Origin of the sequence: Streptomyces sp. NPDC008125, from assembly GCF_042957125.1 — a bacterium.
Classification (GTDB): domain Bacteria; phylum Actinomycetota; class Actinomycetes; order Streptomycetales; family Streptomycetaceae; genus Streptomyces.
In genome coordinates this window covers 184,310-200,805 of the sequence record NZ_JBIBHR010000015.1, presented here as the reverse complement: position 1 = coordinate 200,805, position 16,496 = coordinate 184,310, and the positions used below count along the sequence as shown (strand labels likewise).

At 73.3% G+C, this 16,496-nt stretch carries 19 protein-coding genes and 1 pseudogene; 7 read left to right on the top strand and 13 right to left on the bottom strand.

The window, feature by feature from the left end; genetic code table 11:
• Positions 1-55: 55 nt before the first annotated feature.
• From ACFZAX_RS25105 to ACFZAX_RS25090, 4 genes and pseudogenes are all read right to left on the bottom strand, one after another.
• Positions 56-1,099, bottom strand: a complete 1,044-nt coding sequence (locus tag ACFZAX_RS25105; protein WP_390964352.1) for a zinc-binding dehydrogenase — start codon at positions 1,097-1,099, stop codon at positions 56-58.
• An 18-nt stretch (positions 1,100-1,117) separates the two neighbouring features.
• Positions 1,118-1,825 carry a lysoplasmalogenase family protein gene (locus ACFZAX_RS25100; RefSeq protein ID WP_390964350.1) on the bottom strand — a complete coding sequence of 236 codons (708 nt, stop codon included), beginning with the start codon at positions 1,823-1,825 and terminating at the stop codon, positions 1,118-1,120.
• Positions 1,822-2,724 carry a sterol desaturase family protein gene (locus ACFZAX_RS25095; RefSeq protein WP_390964348.1) on the bottom strand — a complete coding sequence of 301 codons (903 nt, stop codon included), beginning with the start codon at positions 2,722-2,724 and terminating at the stop codon, positions 1,822-1,824. The genes ACFZAX_RS25100 and ACFZAX_RS25095 overlap by 4 nt, the downstream gene beginning before the upstream one ends.
• A gap of 106 nt (positions 2,725-2,830) precedes the next feature.
• Positions 2,831-2,917, bottom strand: a pseudogene (locus ACFZAX_RS25090) (VIT family protein); the annotation flags it as partial.
• A 177-nt stretch (positions 2,918-3,094) separates the two neighbouring features.
• Here ACFZAX_RS25090 and ACFZAX_RS25085 point away from each other — a divergent pair.
• The 5 genes from ACFZAX_RS25085 (at position 3,095) to ACFZAX_RS25065 (ending at position 7,883) form a co-directional block, all read left to right on the top strand.
• The gene (locus tag ACFZAX_RS25085; protein ID WP_390964347.1) at positions 3,095-4,069 is read left to right on the top strand and encodes a DEDDh family exonuclease; all 975 of its coding nucleotides are present in this window, start codon (positions 3,095-3,097) and stop codon (positions 4,067-4,069) included.
• A 63-nt stretch (positions 4,070-4,132) separates the two neighbouring features.
• On the top strand, positions 4,133-4,366 hold the full coding sequence (locus ACFZAX_RS25080) for a hypothetical protein (protein WP_136320436.1): 234 nt from the start codon (positions 4,133-4,135) through the stop codon (positions 4,364-4,366).
• Positions 4,367-4,426: 60 nt separating this feature from the next.
• Complete coding sequence (locus tag ACFZAX_RS25075) at positions 4,427-5,236, top strand: SURF1 family cytochrome oxidase biogenesis protein (RefSeq protein WP_390964345.1); 810 nt, start codon at positions 4,427-4,429, stop codon at positions 5,234-5,236.
• Between the two features lie 93 nt (positions 5,237-5,329).
• Positions 5,330-7,123: a glycoside hydrolase family 15 protein gene (locus ACFZAX_RS25070; RefSeq protein WP_390964344.1), complete on the top strand. Its 1,794-nt coding sequence runs from the start codon at positions 5,330-5,332 to the stop codon at positions 7,121-7,123.
• A 4-nt stretch (positions 7,124-7,127) separates the two neighbouring features.
• Positions 7,128-7,883 (top strand): SDR family oxidoreductase, encoded by a 756-nt coding sequence (locus ACFZAX_RS25065; protein ID WP_390964342.1) that lies wholly within the window; start codon positions 7,128-7,130, stop codon positions 7,881-7,883.
• A gap of 22 nt (positions 7,884-7,905) precedes the next feature.
• On the opposite strand, the gene amaP is transcribed toward ACFZAX_RS25065, so the two are convergent.
• The 5 genes from amaP to ACFZAX_RS25040 all read right to left on the bottom strand — a co-directional run bounded on the left by amaP (position 7,906) and on the right by ACFZAX_RS25040 (position 10,304).
• A complete protein-coding gene (gene amaP, locus ACFZAX_RS25060; RefSeq protein WP_390964340.1) occupies positions 7,906-8,493 on the bottom strand; it encodes an alkaline shock response membrane anchor protein AmaP in 588 nt (195 codons plus the stop codon).
• Positions 8,490-9,185, bottom strand: a complete 696-nt coding sequence (locus ACFZAX_RS25055) for a DUF6286 domain-containing protein (protein ID WP_390964338.1) — start codon at positions 9,183-9,185, stop codon at positions 8,490-8,492. The genes amaP and ACFZAX_RS25055 overlap by 4 nt, the downstream gene beginning before the upstream one ends.
• Positions 9,182-9,535 (bottom strand): hypothetical protein, encoded by a 354-nt coding sequence (locus ACFZAX_RS25050; protein ID WP_390964337.1) that lies wholly within the window; start codon positions 9,533-9,535, stop codon positions 9,182-9,184. Before ACFZAX_RS25050 ends, ACFZAX_RS25055 begins: the two co-directional genes overlap by 4 nt.
• Positions 9,532-9,723 (bottom strand): hypothetical protein, encoded by a 192-nt coding sequence (locus ACFZAX_RS25045; protein ID WP_387368677.1) that lies wholly within the window; start codon positions 9,721-9,723, stop codon positions 9,532-9,534. The genes ACFZAX_RS25050 and ACFZAX_RS25045 overlap by 4 nt, the downstream gene beginning before the upstream one ends.
• Before the next feature lie 107 nt (positions 9,724-9,830).
• Complete coding sequence (locus tag ACFZAX_RS25040; protein ID WP_390964335.1) at positions 9,831-10,304, bottom strand: Asp23/Gls24 family envelope stress response protein; 474 nt, start codon at positions 10,302-10,304, stop codon at positions 9,831-9,833.
• A 96-nt stretch (positions 10,305-10,400) separates the two neighbouring features.
• On the opposite strand from ACFZAX_RS25040, the gene ACFZAX_RS25035 reads away from it, so the two are divergent.
• Positions 10,401-11,279 carry a hypothetical protein gene (locus ACFZAX_RS25035; protein WP_390964333.1) on the top strand — a complete coding sequence of 293 codons (879 nt, stop codon included), beginning with the start codon at positions 10,401-10,403 and terminating at the stop codon, positions 11,277-11,279.
• A 5-nt stretch (positions 11,280-11,284) separates the two neighbouring features.
• Here ACFZAX_RS25035 and ACFZAX_RS25030 read toward each other — a convergent pair whose 3' ends face one another.
• The 3 genes from ACFZAX_RS25030 to ACFZAX_RS25020 all read right to left on the bottom strand — a co-directional run bounded on the left by ACFZAX_RS25030 (position 11,285) and on the right by ACFZAX_RS25020 (position 14,426).
• Positions 11,285-12,076: an enoyl-CoA hydratase-related protein gene (locus ACFZAX_RS25030; protein ID WP_390964332.1), complete on the bottom strand. Its 792-nt coding sequence runs from the start codon at positions 12,074-12,076 to the stop codon at positions 11,285-11,287.
• 145 nt (positions 12,077-12,221) lie between these two features.
• A complete protein-coding gene (locus ACFZAX_RS25025) occupies positions 12,222-12,443 on the bottom strand; it encodes a helix-turn-helix domain-containing protein (RefSeq protein WP_266702971.1) in 222 nt (73 codons plus the stop codon).
• A 384-nt stretch (positions 12,444-12,827) separates the two neighbouring features.
• A complete protein-coding gene (locus tag ACFZAX_RS25020) occupies positions 12,828-14,426 on the bottom strand; it encodes an ATP-binding cassette domain-containing protein (protein WP_390964330.1) in 1,599 nt (532 codons plus the stop codon).
• 201 nt (positions 14,427-14,627) lie between these two features.
• On the opposite strand from ACFZAX_RS25020, the gene ACFZAX_RS25015 reads away from it, so the two are divergent.
• Positions 14,628-15,047 (top strand): VOC family protein, encoded by a 420-nt coding sequence (locus ACFZAX_RS25015; protein ID WP_390964328.1) that lies wholly within the window; start codon positions 14,628-14,630, stop codon positions 15,045-15,047.
• A 31-nt stretch (positions 15,048-15,078) separates the two neighbouring features.
• Here the strand turns inward: ACFZAX_RS25015 and ACFZAX_RS25010 are convergent, their stop codons facing one another.
• Positions 15,079-16,398, bottom strand: a complete 1,320-nt coding sequence (locus ACFZAX_RS25010) for a hypothetical protein (protein ID WP_390964409.1) — start codon at positions 16,396-16,398, stop codon at positions 15,079-15,081.
• Positions 16,399-16,496 lie beyond the last annotated feature (98 nt).

Here is a 16,496-nt window from a genome sequence, read left to right as displayed (position 1 = left end):
ACGGAGGGGCCCGGAGCGCGACTGCTGCGCTCCGGGCCCCTCCGGCGTCCGTTCCCTACGGCTTGACGAGGACCTTCAGCGCGGTGCGCTCGTCCATCGCCTTGTATCCGGCGGGCACCTCGTCCAGCCCGACCGCCAGGTCGAAGACGGGCGACGGGTCGATGGTGCCGTCCAGCACGTCCGGGAGCAGCTCGGGGATGTACGCGCGCACCGGGGCGACCCCGCCGCGCAGGGCGACGTTGCGGCTGAACATGTCGCCGAGGTCCAGGCCGGTGCCGCTGCCGTGCGGGACGCCGACGTAGCCGACCGCGCCACCGTCGCGGGCGATCCCGAACGCGGTCCGCATGGACTGCTCGGTGCCGACCGCCTCGATGACGCTGTGCGCGCCGGCTCCGCCGGTCAGCTCGCGCACGGCCGCCACCGCCTCCTCGCCCCGCGCCGCGACGACGTCGGTGGCGCCGAAGGCGCGGGCTATGTCGGTGCGGGCGGTGTGGCGGCCCAGCGCGATGATCCGGTCGGCGCCGAGGCGCTTGGCGGCCATGACACCGCAGAGGCCGACAGCGCCGTCACCGACGACCGCGACGGTGGAACCGGGCTTCACCCCGGCGCCCACGGCGGCGTGGTGGCCGGTGCCGAGCACGTCGGAGAGGGCCAGCAGCGCGGTGAGCAGCCGTTCGTCGGACGCGGCCTCGGCGGGGAGCTTGACGAGGGTGCCATCGGCGAAGGGGACCCGGACGGCCTCGCCCTGGCCACCGTCGGAGCCCTCGGAGCCCCAGAACCCGCCCTGCGGGCAGGAGGTGTGGAGGCCGTCGGCGCAGTAGGCGCAGGTGCCGTCCGACCAGACGAAGGGGGCGACGACGAGGTCACCGGCGGCGAAGCCGGTGACCTCGGAGCCGGCCTGCTCCACGATGCCGAGGAACTCGTGGCCGATGCGCTGGCCGGGCTTGCGGGCGGACTCGCCCCGGTAGGCCCACAGGTCGCTGCCGCAGATGCAGGCGCGCACCACCCGGACCACCGCGTCGGTGGGCTGCTGGACGACCGGGTCCGGCACTTCCTCCACCCGGATGTCGTGCGGGGCGTGGATGACGGTGGCGCGCATGTGGGGTCCTCGCTGGTTTCAGGCGGTTTCAACCTTTCCACGGTACGCCCTGGCGGGCGGGGGCCTCCGGATACCCCCGAGCGCTCCTGCGGTCAGCAGGAGCTGGGCGGCGAGGTAGGTGAGCATGACGAGGACGTCGTGGCCGGGCGGCTGCGGCCAGTCGGCGACCCCGGTGGCGATCAGCGAGTCGGAGAGCAGGAAGAGCGCCCCGCCCGCGGCGGCGCACCGGCCGAGGGCACCGGAACGCCAGGCCATGGTGGCGAGCAGCAGGCTGTACCCGGTCATCGGCAGGCGCATCCCGGCGGGCAGGTCGCCCCACATCGCCGCCAGGACGACGGCGAGCAGGGCCGCGTAGATGCCGCCCGCCGCCCGCGAGGCGGGCGCCCGGCCGAAGAGCCGGAGGTAGCAGAGGTGTCCGGCGGCGAAGGAGCCCATGCCGAGGAGGAAGACGGTGTCGTCGTCCACCATCAGGGCCACGTCGCCGCCCCAGCCGAGGAGCAGTGCGGCGATCAGCCACCGGGGCCCGCCCCGGACGGCGGCGTACGCGGCGAGCAGCGGCATCAGCAGCGGCTTGGCGAGAAGGTGGACGGTGTCCGCCCCGGCCAGCAGCCCGCCCAGGTCGGTGGCCGACACCAGGAGGTACCCGGCGAGCAGCAGGGGCGCGACGCGGCCGGCCCGCGCGTGACGCGTCCCACCCCCGGAGCCGGCTGTGGCGCGGCCGGTCATCCGGTGGTCCCGGCGACCGGCGGGTGCTGCGGGGCCGGGGCTGCAGTGGGGGCGGTCACCGTGGTTCCGGCGGGCTGCCAGCCGGGGCCGCGGAAGACCCGCCCGGCGCGCTCGCTCCAGCCCGTCGCCGCGCGGACGTCCCGGGCGATCGCCGCGTACTCGTGGGTGGCGACGCGCAGCGGGTTGTGGGTGGCGATGTTCTTGGTGAGGCCGTAGACGGGCCGTTCGCTCTCCTCGGTGAACGATCCGAAGGCCCGGTCCCAGAGGATCAGGATGCCGCCGAAGTTCCGGTCCAGGTAGCCGCCCTGGGAGGCGTGGTGCACGCGGTGGTGGGAGGGCGTGTTGAGGGCGTACTCGAAGGGCCGGGGGAGTTTCCCGACGCGTTCGGTGTGCACCCAGAACTGGTAGACGAGGTTGGCCGACTGGCAGAAGGCGAGCGCGGCCGGATGCACCCCGCAGGCGACCAGCGGCAGGTAGAAGGGCCAGACGGTCGCGGAGGTCCAGGGCTGGCGCAGTGCCGTGGTGAGGTTGAAGTTCCGGCTTGAGTGGTGGACCACGTGGCAGGCCCACAGCAGGCGGACGACGTGGTGGCCCCGGTGGGACCAGTAGTAGAGGAAGTCCTGGGCGAGCAGCATCGGCAGGACCGTCCACCACAGGACGGGGACCCGCAGCGGGGTGAGCTCGTACAGCGCCGTGTAGAGCGCGACGATCGGTATCTTCCACAGCAGGTCGAAGCCGAGGGAGCCGAGCCCCATGGTCACGCTGGTCGCCGCGTCCTTGGCGTCGTACCCGGCGGCGTCCTCGTCGGGGTGGAAGCGGTAGCTGATCATCTCGACGACGGTGAGCAGGACGAAGGCCGGCAGGGACCACAGCACGACATCGGGCAGGTTCGGCTCCATGCGATGAACCGTAGGGCCGCCGGAGGGTGGCGGAACAGATGTTGTTACCACCAAGTAAGCGGGATCAACCGCCCCTGATGTTTGGCGAGTTCCTCCAACACGGCCGCCGGTCGCCCATGGCGCCCGCCACACCGACGACGGGTCCGGCGGTGGAGACCACCCCGTCGTCGGCTCCGGGAACGGCGGCCCGCAGCCGGTTCGACCCGGTGGAGAGGGCCCCCTTCGTGGGACTCGTGGTGCTCGTCGCGGGCCTGGGTCTCCGTCACCCGGGGGTCGTCCCACCGCATGCGGGGCGGGCGGGAGGACCCGTACCGCATCGGGGCCCGGGGAGCGGCCGAATAGGGACTGTCGGTCGGGGCCCGTATTCTCTGTGACCATGCTCGACGACCGTCAGACCGCAGCGCCGTGGCCGGCCGCGTATCCCCAGGGGTACGCGGTCGTCGACGTGGAGACCACCGGCCTCGCCCGCGACGACCGGATAATCTCCGCCGCCGTCTACCGCCTGGACGCCCGGGGCGAGATCGAGGACCACTGGTACACGCTGGTCAACCCGGAGCGCGACCCGGGGCCGGTGTGGATCCACGGCCTGACCTCCGAGGTGCTCGAAGGCGCCCCGCTCTTCACGGAGATCGCCGCACGGTTCTCGGAGTACCTCGCCGGCCGGGTGCTGGTCGCCCACAACGCCGCGTTCGACTGGTCGATGATCGCCCGGGAGTACGCCCGCGCCTCCGTGGTCGCCCCGGTCGAGCAGCGGCTCTGCACCATCGCGCTCGCCAAGGAGCTGAGGCTGCCGCTGCCCAACCACAAGCTCTCCTCGCTGGCTTCGCACTTCGGGGTGGTGCAGGAGCACGCGCACCACGCGCTGGACGACGCCCGGGTGCTGGCCGAGGCGTTCCGGCCGAGCCTGCGGGCGGCGGCGCGGGACGGGGTGCGACTGCCGCTGCTGGAGTGCCGGCCGCTGACCGAGTGGTCGGACTCGCCGGTGCGCCCGAAGGTCGGTCACCAGCCGTCGTACGGGCAGAACAGCTGGCGCCCGGCGCGGAAGCGGCCGGCCTGCCCGTACCCCAACCCGGGGCGGTACAGCCCGGACCGGCCGTTGAAGCAGGGCATGCGGGTGGCGTTCTCCGGGGACACCTCGGTCGACCGCGAACTGCTGGAGGACCGTGCGGTGGAGGCCGGACTCCACGTGGCGACGAGTGTGTCGCGGCTCACCAGCCTGCTGGTGACCAACGACCCGGACTCCGCGACCTCGAAGACGGTCAAGGCGCAGTCGTTCGGTACGCCGGTGGTGGACGAGGCGGCCTTCACCCATCTGCTGCGGGACGTGGCACCGGCATCGGAGTGAACCGGCGGCGACTCGCCCGCCGGCCGCTCGCCCACCGCGCGCCCGCGTCCCACCCTGTGGCGCATGGCACGTTGTGAGGTCTGCGGAAACGACTACGGGATGTCCTTCGAGGTGCACGCGCAGGGCGCGGTGCACGTCTTCGACTGCTTCGCCTGCGCCATCCACCGCATGGCGCCGATCTGTGAGCACTGCCGTGTGCAGGTGATCGGGCAGGGCGTCGAGGTGGACGGGCACTGGTTCTGCGGCGGCCACTGCGCCCGCGCCGAGGGGAAGGCGGGCATCGTGGACAAAGTGTGACGGGCCCGACGGACCACCCCACCGTGACACACCCCATGACCCCGGTTGTACGGTCATGGGGTGTACCGCTTCCTGTTGACCCGGCAGTGGGTGCTCGTCACCCTCCTCGTCCTCGTCCTGATCCCGACCATGGTCGAGCTGGGCTTCTGGCAGCTGCACCGCCACCAGCACAAGGTCGCGCAGAACGCTCTGATCGCGCGGAACCTCGCGGCTGCTCCGGAACCGGTCCAGCGGCTCACCTCGCCCGGGCACACCGTGCCCCGCGCGGACTACTGGCGCACGGTCAGCGCCCGCGGCACCTTCGACACCGCCCACGAGGTCGTGGTGCGCCGCCGCACCTCCGACGACGGCCGGATCGGGGTGCACGTCCTCACCCCGCTGAACCTCGACGGCGGCGGCACCGTCATGGTGAACCGCGGCTGGGTCGAGTCCGCGGCCGACCAGGCGGCCTTCCCCGACGTGCCGGCCGCCCCGAAGGGCGATCTCACCGTCACCGGGCGCCTGATGGCGGACGAGACGACGGGCACCAGCGGCATCAAGGACCTCAAGGGGCTGCCCGACCGCCAGGTGATGCTGATCAACAGCGCGCAGCAGTCCGCGCTGCTCTCCCGCCCGGTCCTCGGCGGCTACATCGAGATGACCGCGCCCGGGGCCGCGGGGAACTCCCCCGAACAGATCGCCACGCCCGACCACGACTCCATCGGCCCGCACATGGCGTACGCCGTGCAGTGGTGGCTGTTCGCCGCCGCCGTCCCGGTGGGCTGGACGGTCCTGGTGCGCCGCGAGAAGGCCGACCGGGCGGAGGCGGCGGCGAAGGCGGCCGCCGGGGCCGCGGGCGGCGCCGGGGAGCCGGAGCCCGCGCACGCGTAGGGCACGCGGCGGGCGGGCGCCGGGGCCGGGGCCGTGCACACCCGGTCGGCCCGGCCTGCTTAGCAACAGCCCCGTTCGGGAAAACGCAACTGCGTGACTCAACGTATCGAGGACTACGCCCTCATCGGCGATCTCCAGACGGCCGCACTGGTCGGCAGAAACGGTTCCGTCGACTGGCTCTGTCTGCCACGCTTCGACTCCGGCGCCTGCTTCGCGGCACTGCTCGGCGACGAGGACAACGGGCACTGGCGGATCGCGCCCGAAGGCACCGCCGCGTCGGACACCTGCACCCGCCGCGGCTACGCCGGTGACTCGCTCGTCCTGGAGACGTACTGGGAGACCCCCACCGGCACCGTCAAGGTCATCGACTTCATGCCGATGCGTGACAAGTCGCCCGACGTGATGCGGATCGTCGAGGGGGTCAGCGGGAGCGTCGGGATGAGCTCGGTGCTGCGGCTCCGCTTCGACTTCGGCTCCATCGTGCCGTGGATGCGCCGCTCGCACGGCCACCGGGTGGCCGTCGCGGGGCCGGACTCGGTCTGGCTGCGCAGCGATCCGCCGGTCAAGACGTGGGGGGAGCAGTTCAGTACGTGCTCCTCCTTCACGGTCGCCGAGGGCGAGCAGGTGGCCTTCGTCCTGACGTGGCACCCCTCGCACTCGCCGCGCCCGAAGCTGATCGACCCGTACAAGGCGCTCAAGCACACCCTGAAGGACTGGGCGAAGTGGGCGGAGACCTGCACGTACCAGGGGAAGCACCGGGACGCGGTGCTCCGGTCGCTGATCACGCTGAAGGCGCTGACGTACCGGCCGACCGGCGGGATCGTGGCCGCCCCGACCACCTCGCTGCCCGAGGAGATCGGCGGCGTACGGAACTGGGACTACCGCTACTGCTGGCTGCGGGACGCCACGCTGACCCTCGGCGCGCTGCTCGCGGCCGGCTATCTGGAGGAGGCGGCGGCCTGGCGGGACTGGCTGCTGCGCGCCGTCGCCGGCGACCCGGCCGACCTCCAGATCATGTACGGGCTGGCCGGTGAGCGCCGGCTGCCCGAGACGGAGCTGCCCTGGCTGGCCGGGTACGAGGGCTCCCGGCCGGTCCGCACCGGCAACGCGGCGGTCCGCCAGCTCCAGCTCGACGTGTACGGCGAGGTCATCGACTCCCTCCGCCTCGCCCGGGACGCGGGTCTGACCGACAAGCCGCACGCCTGGAACCTCCAGCTCAGCCTTCTCGGCTTCCTGGAATCCACCTGGCGGGAGCCCGACGAGGGCCTGTGGGAGATCCGGGGCGAGCGGCAGCACTTCGTCCACTCGAAGGTGATGGCCTGGGTCGCGGCGGACCGGGCGGTGACCTCCCTGGAGTCCGACCCGTCGTTGCCGGGCGACCCGGACCGCTGGCGCGCGATGCGCGACGCGGTGCACGCCGAGGTGTGCGAGAAGGGGTACGACCCCGTGCGGAACACCTTCACCCAGTCGTACGGGTCGAAGGCGCTGGACGCGGCGACGCTGCTCATGGTCCGCACGGGCTTCCTGCCGCCGGACGACCCGCGGATCGTCGGCACGGTCGACGCGATCCGCGCGGAGCTGGGCAGCGACGGCCTGGTCCGCCGCTACAGCACCGAGGGGGCGTCGGTCGACGGGCTGCCGGGCGAGGAGGGGGCCTTCATCGTCTGCACGTTCTGGCTCGCGGACGCGCTGCTGCGGACCGGGCGCGCCGCCGAGGCCGAGGAGATCTTCGAGCGGCTGCTGGAACTCCGCAACGACGTGGGCCTGCTGGCCGAGGAGTACGACACGGTGGCCGGTCGCCAGCTCGGGAACTATCCGCAGGCGTTCAGCCACATCGGGCTGGTGAACACGGCTATGGCCCTGGCCGGGGAGAAGGCGGCAGGATAGGGCCATGGATCTTGGACTGAAGGACCGCGTCTACGTCGTCACCGGGGCCAGCCGGGGGCTGGGCAACGCCGCGGCGACCGCCCTGGCGGCGGACGGCGCGAAGGTACTCATCACCGGCCGGGACGAGAAGAGCGTCACGGCCGCCGCCGCCGGGCTCGGCCCTGACGCCCTCGGCGTCACGGCCGACAACGGCGACCCGACGGCCGCCCGGATGATGCTGAACACCGCGAAGGAACGGTTCGGGCGGCTCGACGGGGTGCTGATCAGCGTCGGCGGACCGCCGCCCGGCACCGCCGCCGGCAACACCGACGAGCAGTGGCAGTCGGCCTTCGAGTCGGTCTTCCTCGGCGCGGTGCGCCTGGCCCGCGCGGCGGCGGCCGAACTCGGCGAGGGCGGGGTCATCGGATTCGTGCTCTCCGGATCGGTCCACGAGCCGATCCCCGGCCTGACCATCTCCAACGGGCTGCGTCCGGGGCTGGCCGGTTTCGCGAAGTCCCTGGCGAACGAGCTCGGGCCGCGCGGCATCCGGGTGATCGGGCTGCTGCCCTCGCGGATCGACACCGACCGGGTGCGCGAACTCGACGCGCTCTCGGGCGACGCGGACGCGGCCCGTGCCGCGAACGAGGCCGGCATTCCGCTGCGCCGGTACGGCACGCCCGAGGAGTTCGGGAAGACCGCGGCCTTCCTGCTCTCCCCCGCCGCTTCCTATCTGACCGGCATCATGCTGCCGGTGGACGGCGGTACCCGGCACGGGTTCTGAGCCCGGGCCGGGTACCGCTCCGTCAGGTGACGCGTTCCGCACGGTGTTTGACGGCCTTCAGCAGCACCTCGGCCGGCAGCTCGTCCAGTCCGGCCGAGGCACGGGCGTGGGCCAGCGCCTCGTCGGAGAGGCCGCGGAGCGCCTCCGCCGGGACGGCGTGCGGTTCCAGCCGCATGCGGACGCGGGCCTGCGGGGCGGTCCGGCGGCCGGTCAGCGTCACCTGGGCGCGGGCGACTCCGTCGAGGCCGCCCGCCTCCGCGGCGAGGGCCCCCTCCAGGGCCCGGCCCCGCAGCAGGGCGCCCTCGCCGTCGCCGCTGTCGACCAGCACCGTGGCGAGGCGGGCCCGCCGCACCTGGGCGAGCAGCCACCACAGGGCGAGGACGACGAGCACGGCGAGGATCGCGATGACGGTCGGCCACCACCAGCCCTCGTCGCGCCAGCGGCCCCGGTCGGCGTCGCTGAGCAGCACGTCGGACTTCCCGCTCCACGGGAACCAGGACGGCACCGCGGCGCCGAGGCCGGTGGCGAGCACGGTGCCGCCGACGGCGACGAGGATCAGTCCGGCGAGGGCGAGCAGGACCCGGTTGACCGTGCGGAGCATGGCGCTCATCCCTTCTTGGCGGCCCGGTGGACACGCACGGAGAGCTTCGGCGGTTTGGCGAGGCCGAGTTCGGCGATGGCGGTGGTGAGCGCGGACTCCAGGTCGGCCCGTACCTCACCGAGTTCCCGGAAGTGCGAGACGGCCCGGACGGCCGCCTTGCGGCGTCCCGACCTGACGCGTACGGACTGCACCCCGGACACCTCCTGGGCCCGGTCGCGCAGGACGAGGGCCGCCGCGGTGCGGTCGAGGGCCGCGTGCACCCCGTGGTGCCTGCGGCTCATCGTCAGCAGGGAGCGCAGCCCCGGGGTGAGGGCCAGGAGGAGCAGCCACAGTCCGAGCGCGGCGGCGATCCCGGCACCGGTGAGCACCCAGACGTCGTCGAGGGAGCGTTCGGCGAGGCCGTCCGCCAGCGAGCGCCGCCACCGCATCGCCGGGTGGTCGGCGCGGACGGCCGCCACGTCGTAGAGGAAGAGTCCCGAGGCGCCGAGCACCACGAGCGCGAGGAGGGCGGCGGGGATGCGGCGGCCCGACCAGAAACGTCCGGCCCGTCCGCGGACCGGCTCGTCCGCGGCGGGGACGGGCCGGTGCGTGGACGAGGAGGCGTTCCGTTCGGGGCCGAGCGGCTCCGGTGCGACGACGGGGAGCCGCTGGGTGCGGTGCTCCGGGCCGTCCGGGCCGTCGGAGTAGGAGGGCTCGCTCACCGGATCCTCCCCTGTCCCGAGGAACCCGTCTCCACGGGGTGCAGGCGTTCGATTCGTACGGCCACCTCGGGCACCTCCATTCCCGCCAGCGTCCTGACCCGCTCGGCCACCTGCCGGCGTACGGCTCCGCACTGGCGGCCGATGTCGCCGGGGTAACCGAGCTCCAGGCTGACGTGTACCCGCGCGGAGTCCCGGTGAACGGTGACCGAGGCGTTGGGCGGTGAGCCGTCGTCGGGAACCTCGTCGATCGCCTCCCGGGCGGCCTGTGCCGCGATCTTCGCGACGACCCGGTCGGCGATCCGGGTCTCGCCGCGCTCCGCCGCGGGAACCGGGCCGGTCACCGGGGTCACCGTTGCCGGTCGCCGCGCTCGCGACTCCGGAAGAAGTCGCCGGGTTCCCAGTCGCCGTCCAGGAAGCGGCCGGCGACGAAGCCGACCGCGCCCAGTGCGGCGACCAGCAGAAAGGCACCGAATCCGCCGAAGTACCCGGCGAACCCGAGCGCCATGCCGGCCACCATGCCGACCACGGCCATGCTCATGCTGACTCCTCAACTCCCTTGTCGGACAGGGGTAAACGGACCCGGCGGACCGGCGGTGGGCCGGGCCACGGGGCGTGACGGGCGGCCGGGCGCACGATGCCGCCCGGCTACTGGACCCGGGAGGAGGACCCGTCGTCCTCGTCGTCCTCCTCGTCGGGCAGCTTCACGTCGCTGACCGCGATGTTGACCTCGACCACTTCGAGCCCGGTCATCCGCTCCACGGCGGCGACGACGTTCTCGCGGACGTCGCGGGCCACCTCGTGGATGGCCACGCCGTAGTCGACGACGATCTCCAGATCGAGCGCGGCCTGGGACTCTCCGACCTCGGCCTTCACCCCGCGGGCGGGCGACTTGCCACCCCCGCCGGGCACCCGGTCCCGCATGGCGCCGAAGCTGCGGGAGAGCCCGCCGCCCATGGCGTGCACGCCGTCGACGTCGCGGGCCGCCAGGCCGGCGATCTTCTCGACGACACCGTCCGCGATCGTGGTCCGCCCGCGGGCGCCGGCGTCGCCGCGCTTGGTCAAGCTCCTGCCTTCGCCGGAAGCGTCCGGGCCGGGGCGCTGCGTGGTGGTCTCACTCATGGCCGCTCATCCCTTCGATGGGGCAGGGGAGTACTTCCTTGCCCACACTAAGTGCGCCAGCCCGGGACCGCGCTGCGGATGGGGCACGCTGGGGCGATGACAACGGCGGACGGCCCCCGGCGGGCGGATGGATGGACGGCCTCGGTGCGCGAACGGCTGGGACTGGGCCGGTTGCTCCCTCTGGGCGGTCCGGCGGACGGAGCGTGGATCGCCGAGCGCGCCGCCGCTTCGGTGCTGCGTGACTCGGCGGCGGGGCCCGGCGCGGTGCTCGGACGGTTGCGCATCGGTGCGGCGACGGCGGGCACGGCTCCCGGCGGTCCGGAGGAAGGCCCGGGGCGAGGGGCTGGAGCCGGGCCGGGAGAGCGGTACGGCGAAGGGCTGCGGGAAGAGGCCCGGGAGGGGCGCGCCCAGGGGCCGCCCGCGCCGCCGAGCGCGCTGCCGCCGGGTCCGCTGCGGATCGAGGCGGAGTTCACCGCCACCGCCGACCGGCCGCTGCCCACGTCCGCCGCGCTGCTCCGGGAAGCCCTGATGGAGGCCGCGTCACGGCGGCTGGGGCTGGACGTGGCGGAGGTGGACCTGCGGGTGACGGGCCTGCTGGACGCGGGGACGTCTCCGGAGGGGACGTCATCGGCCGGCCCGACTCCGGCCGGCACCTCGGCGGCCGGGGAGCGGCCGGCCGGGGAAAGGGCGGCCGGGGCGGCCTTCCCCCGGCCGGAGGTCCGCGCCGGACGGGTCGACGGGGCCGCGGGACTGGCCGCCGCCGCGGTCCCCGGCGTGGTCGCACTGACCCAGGTCCTGGGCGCGCCGGTGACCGCCGCCGCCGATCACGTACGCGTCGAGGTGGCGACGGCCGGTGGGCACCGCGCGCTCGACGTGGCCCGTGCGGTGCGCACCGCCGTGACGGACGCGCTGGAGGACGGACCGCCGGTCTCGGTGCTGGTCACCGCCGTGGTGGAGGCCCCGGAGACCGGCTGATGCCGTCAGTCGGTGAGGCCCGCCAGATCGCGCAGCCGCCGGCCCTGCGCGGCGCGCTCGGCGGCGCGCTGCTCCTCGTAGGTGCGTGAAACGGCGCCGCGCAGCAGCGCCTTGGTCTCGATCACGGCGTCGCGCGGGGCGGCCAGCAGTGCGGCGGCCAGGTCCTTGGTCGCGGCGTCGAGCTGGTCGGCGGGGACGACGAGGTTGGCGAGGCCCGTGCGCTCGGCCTCCGGGGCCGACACGAAGCGGCCGGTGGCGCATATCTCCAGCGCGCGGGCGTATCCCACGAGGTGTACCAGGGGATGGGTGCCCGTGAGGTCGGGGACGAGCCCGAGGCTGGTCTCCCGCATGGCGAACTGCACGTCCTCGGCGGCGATCCGCAGATCGCAGGCGAGGGCGAGCTGGAAGCCCGCCCCGATGGCGTGGCCCTGGACCGCGGCGATCGACACGATGTCGTTCCGCCGCCACCAGGTGAACGCCTCCTGGTACTCGGCGATGGTCGCGTCGAGCCCGGATTCGGGCCCGCGCGCCATGTCGAGGAAGGACGGCTCACCGTCGAAGCCCTCGGGAGCGAACGCCTGCCGGTCGAGGCCCGCGGAGAAGGACTTGCCCTCGCCGCGGAGCACCACGACCCGTACATGTCCGGGGACGGCCCGCCCGGCCTCCGTCAACGCCCGCCACAGAGCGGGAGACTGAGCGTTGCGCTTGGCCGGGTTGGTCAGGGTCACCGTGGCGACCGCGTCATCGACGGTGAGTCGTACGCCGTCCTTGTCGAGCAGCGGGTCGAGCGAGGTCATCGTGCGCCTCCGGATCGGGGTGCTGTCAGCACTTCACTTGATAAGTGACTGAACAGTAACCACCTGGTCGGCCGTCTGGCCGACCGGGTGGTCCACCCCGGTTCCGGTGGGCCTTCCGCCCGCGCCCGGAACCCGCCGCCGACCGTCAGGCCGATGCGGCCTTCTTGCCGCGTGTGGCTCCGCCGCGTCCCCGCAGGGTCACGCCGGACTCACTCAGCATCCGGTGGACGAATCCGTAGGAGCGGCCGGTTTCCTCGGCCAACGCCCGGATGCTCGCCCCGGAGTCGTACTTCTTCTTCAGGTCTGCCGCGAGCTTGTCGCGCGCGACGCCGGTAACCCGGCTGCCCTTCTTCAGAGTCTCGGCCACCCGTGCCTCCTCAGGGAAGTGCGCTCTGGTTTCTCATGATCACCCCTACCGTGCGCCCTGGCCACCCATTCGGCAAGGTACGTACAGCCCGATTCCGGACCAGGGAAGGGCGCCATGGAAGCGGAATGAAGCATTCCGAGGGGTTCCAGAGGCAGGTGGGGAGAGCACGAAAGAGAAGGCCCAGGTCAGGGCCGTACGGGCGGAAAGCGCGGATACGGCTGCGCCCGGCAGGTATCTGCCGGGCGCCGCGCCGAGGGATGAGACCGTCTCGCACAGATGAGGGATCACGCGTAGGCCGAATGATCCATTCGGGGTGGATCATTCGATCGGGGCGGCCTCGGACGCTCCCGAAACGGTCGCTCCGGGGCGTGCGGGCCCGACCGGTCAGGCCAGGGCGACCAGGTCGCGGTAGTCGGCGCCCCAGAGGTCCTCGACCCCGTCGGGGAGCAGGATGATGCGCTCGGGCTGGAGCGCCTCGACCGCGCCCTCGTCGTGCGTGACGAGGACGACCGCGCCCTTGTACGTGCGCAGCGCGCCGAGGATCTCCTCGCGGCTGGCGGGGTCCAGGTTGTTGGTGGGCTCGTCGAGCAGCAGGACGTTGGCGGAGGAGACGACCAGCGTGGCCAGGGCCAGACGGGTCTTCTCGCCACCGGACAGGACCCCTGCGGGCTTGTCGACGTCGTCGCCGGAGAAGAGGAACGAACCGAGGGTCTTGCGGACCTCCACCAGGTCGAGGTCCGGGGCCGCGGAGCGCATGTTCTCCAGGACCGTGCGCTCCGGGTCGAGGGTCTCGTGCTCCTGGGCGTAGTAGCCGAGCTTGAGGCCGTGGCCCTCGATGATCTCGCCGGTGTCGGGCTTTTCGGCGCCCCCGAGGAGGCGCAGCAGGGTGGTCTTGCCGGCACCGTTGAGGCCGAGGATGACGACCCGGGAGCCCTTGTCGATCGCGAGGTCGACGTCGGTGAAGATCTCCAGCGAGCCGTACGACTTGGAGAGCCCCTCCGCCATCAGCGGGGTCTTGCCGCACGGCGAGGGCTCGGGGAAGCGCAGCTTGGCGACCTTGTCGGAGACCCGGACCGCTTCCAGCCCGGCGAGCAGCCGGTCGGCCCGCTTGGCCATGTTCTGGGCCGCGACGGTCTTGGTGGCCTTGGCGCGCATCTTGTCGGCCTGCGAGTTGAGGGCGGCAGCCTTCTTCTCGGCGTTCTGGCGCTCGCGCTTGCGGCGCTTCTCGTCGGCCTCGCGCTGCTGCTGGTAGAGCTTCCAGCCCATGTTGTAGACGTCGATCTGGGACCGGTTGGCGTCCAGGTAGAAGACCTTGTTGACGACCGTCTCCACCAGGTCGACGTCGTGGGAGATCACGATGAAGCCGCCGCGGTAGGACTTGAGGTAGTCGCGCAGCCAGACGATGGAGTCGGCGTCGAGGTGGTTGGTGGGCTCGTCGAGGAGCAGGGTGTCGGCGTCCGAGAAGAGGATGCGGGCGAGCTCGACGCGGCGGCGCTGACCACCGGAGAGGGTGTGCAGCGGCTGGCCGAGCACCCGGTCCGGGAGGCTGAGGGCCGCAGCGATGGTGGCGGCCTCGGCCTCGGCGGCGTACCCGCCCTTGGTGAGGAACTCCGTCTCCAGGCGCTCGTACTTCTTCATCGCCTTCTCGCGGGTGGCGCCCTTGCCGTTCGCCATCCGCTCCTCGTTCTCGCGCATCCGGCGCAGGATCTCGTCCAGGCCGCGGGCAGAGAGAATGCGGTCCCGGGCGAGGACGTCGAGGTCGCCGGTGCGCGGGTCCTGCGGGAGGTAGCCAACCTCGCCGGAGGAGGTGATCGTGCCACCGGCCGGGGTGCCCTCGCCGGCGAGGCACTTGGTGAGGGTGGTCTTGCCGGCGCCGTTGCGGCCGACGAGGCCGATGCGGTCGCCCTTGGCGATGCGGAAGGACGCGTTTTCGATGAGGACGCGGGCGCCGGCGCGCAGCTCGATGCCGGAAGCGGTGATCACGGTAAGACTCCAGGGCGGTATGGACGGCGGAGGGACGAGGGCGGAGGTCTCTCGACGCCGCTAATGCACAAGGAGAATTGCCATGGGCCCATTCTACGGGCGGTGCGCAACTCCTCCGCCGTGCGCGGGCCCGGACCGCCGGGCGGTGCCAGAATGAGACGGGGATCACATCGCTCGGAGAGTGGCGGAGGGTGACGTTCCATGACGGAGACGGCGCACGGCACACCCACGGTCTTCCCGACGGTCCTCTACGACGACGCGAGGGCGGCGATCAGGACGCTGACCGGGGTGCTGGGGTTCACCGAGGAGGCGGTGTACGAGGGCGAGGACGGTGCGGTGGTCCACGCGGAGCTGTCCCTGGGCAACGGCCGGGTGATGCTCGGGTCCCGGGGTCGCGAGGGCGTCTTCGCGCGGGCCATGGCGGGCGGGGGCCCGGTCGGGGTCTACGTGGTCCTCGACTCGGCGGAGGCCGTGGACGGCCACCACGCGCGGGCGGCGGCGCACGGGATGGAGATCCTGATGCCGCCCACCGACCAGGACTACGGCTCGCGGGACTACATGGTGCGGGACGCCGAGGGCAACGTGTGGAGCTTCGGGACGTACGCCCCGGGCGCCGCCTGAGCGACGGGTGGCGGGCCCGGGGCGCGGCGGGTCAGGCGCGGCTGCCGCCGGTGTGCACCTGGAAGGCGGCCCGGCGCATCGCCTTGGCGAGCGCGGGGTCCGGGTGGGCCGCGGCGAGCGCGACCAGGACCTGGACGGTGCGCGGGTGGCCGACCGCCCGGACCTCTTCGAGCAGGGCCGGGACGGTGCCCTGGACGGCGGTGTCCAGATGCCGCACGAGCAGTCCGGTCTCGCCGTGGTCGGCGACGGCCGCCGCGGTGTCCACCCAGAGCCAGGTGGCTTCCTCGCGGCTCAGCACCTCCTGGGCGTCGTCAGGGTCGGCGCCCTCGTACTCGGCGAGCCAGAGCAGGGCGTACGGGCGGAGCGAGGGGTGTGTGACGACCGCGCGGACCTCGGGCTCGGCCGGGGCGCCGACGACCCGCAGCGCCTCGAAGGCCAGCCCGCGCAGCAGCGCGTCCTCGCCGCGGGCGACGCCGAGCAGTTCGGCGACGGCGCTGCCGACCGTACGGGCGGCGAGCCAGGCGCGGTACTCGGCGCGAGCCGGGCCCGGGGTGAGCGAGGCGCAGCCGAGGAGCATGTCGGCAGCGGGCTGCTCGATGTTCCCGGCCGGGCTCTGCGCGGCGACGCAGATCTGCTCCAGCTTGACCCAGACCGCCCAGTTGCCGAGCGGGGTGAGGGTCGCGTGGCCCGGTTCGAGGGTGAGCGCGCCGACGGCGGCGAGGCCCTCCAGGGCCCAGTCGAGCAGCAGGGCGTTCAGTTCGTCGGAGGGCGCTGCGGGGGCACCGGTGCCGACCGGCCCGCCCTCGGCTCCGGGGGCGTACGGCACCTCGCAGCGTTCCTCGTGGAGCTCGGCGACGCGCTGGCCGAGCAGGTCGAGGAGCACGGGCACGGGGACGGGCCCGGCCGAGAGCTGGAGCAGCGACAGGACCTGGGGCACCGCCTCGATCGCCTCGGCGACGGCGGTCGCCTCGATGCCCTCGGGCGAGGCGTGCACGAGCGACCACGCGTCGAAGAGCGCGACCCAGCCGCGGAGCACCGCGGAGTCGTCGCGGTCCCAGGCGCGCAGGCGCCAGCCGGGGCGCACGGTGTCGCCGTGCAGCTCGACGAGACCGGCGAGCCGGGCGCGGTCCCAGCCGGCCAGCACCCGGTCGGGGGTGAGGCCCAGCTCGGCGGCCGCACGGTCCAGTTCGGGTGCGGCGAGCGAGGCCGTGCCGGGGCTGATGCCGTCGGCGGCCCAGTGGGCGACCCGTACGTCCGCGGCGAGCACCTCCCTGGCCTGGCGGGCCAGTTCGGTGCGTGGCGGAGTGCCCTCGGGTGGGCGGGGAGCGGGCCTGGTGCGGCGGGTGGTCACGGCCTTGCGCGCCGTGGCGAGGGATCGCGGGCGGACAAGTCGCAGCCTGGAGTCGCGCGGGTTACGGGACGTCACGGGGAGCAGTCTTGCCTCTGACG

What these genes read in the sequence shown, in the direction of transcription:
- ACFZAX_RS25015 (WP_390964328.1), top strand. Translation starts at nt 14,628, where the DNA reads ATGACGGAGACGGCGCACGGCACACCCACGGTCTTCCCGACGGTCCTC.
- ACFZAX_RS25040 (WP_390964335.1), bottom strand. Translation starts at nt 10,304, where the DNA reads ATGAGTGAGACCACCACGCAGCGCCCCGGCCCGGACGCTTCCGGCGAA.
- ACFZAX_RS25030 (WP_390964332.1), bottom strand. Translation starts at nt 12,076, where the DNA reads ATGACCTCGCTCGACCCGCTGCTCGACAAGGACGGCGTACGACTCACC.
- ACFZAX_RS25105 (WP_390964352.1), bottom strand. Translation starts at nt 1,099, where the DNA reads ATGCGCGCCACCGTCATCCACGCCCCGCACGACATCCGGGTGGAGGAA.
- ACFZAX_RS25100 (WP_390964350.1), bottom strand. Translation starts at nt 1,825, where the DNA reads ATGACCGGCCGCGCCACAGCCGGCTCCGGGGGTGGGACGCGTCACGCG.
- amaP (WP_390964340.1), bottom strand. Translation starts at nt 8,493, where the DNA reads ATGAGCGCCATGCTCCGCACGGTCAACCGGGTCCTGCTCGCCCTCGCC.
- ACFZAX_RS25065 (WP_390964342.1), top strand. Translation starts at nt 7,128, where the DNA reads ATGGATCTTGGACTGAAGGACCGCGTCTACGTCGTCACCGGGGCCAGC.
- ACFZAX_RS25080 (WP_136320436.1), top strand. Translation starts at nt 4,133, where the DNA reads ATGGCACGTTGTGAGGTCTGCGGAAACGACTACGGGATGTCCTTCGAG.
- ACFZAX_RS25035 (WP_390964333.1), top strand. Translation starts at nt 10,401, where the DNA reads ATGACAACGGCGGACGGCCCCCGGCGGGCGGATGGATGGACGGCCTCG.
- ACFZAX_RS25045 (WP_387368677.1), bottom strand. Translation starts at nt 9,723, where the DNA reads ATGAGCATGGCCGTGGTCGGCATGGTGGCCGGCATGGCGCTCGGGTTC.
- ACFZAX_RS25095 (WP_390964348.1), bottom strand. Translation starts at nt 2,724, where the DNA reads ATGGAGCCGAACCTGCCCGATGTCGTGCTGTGGTCCCTGCCGGCCTTC.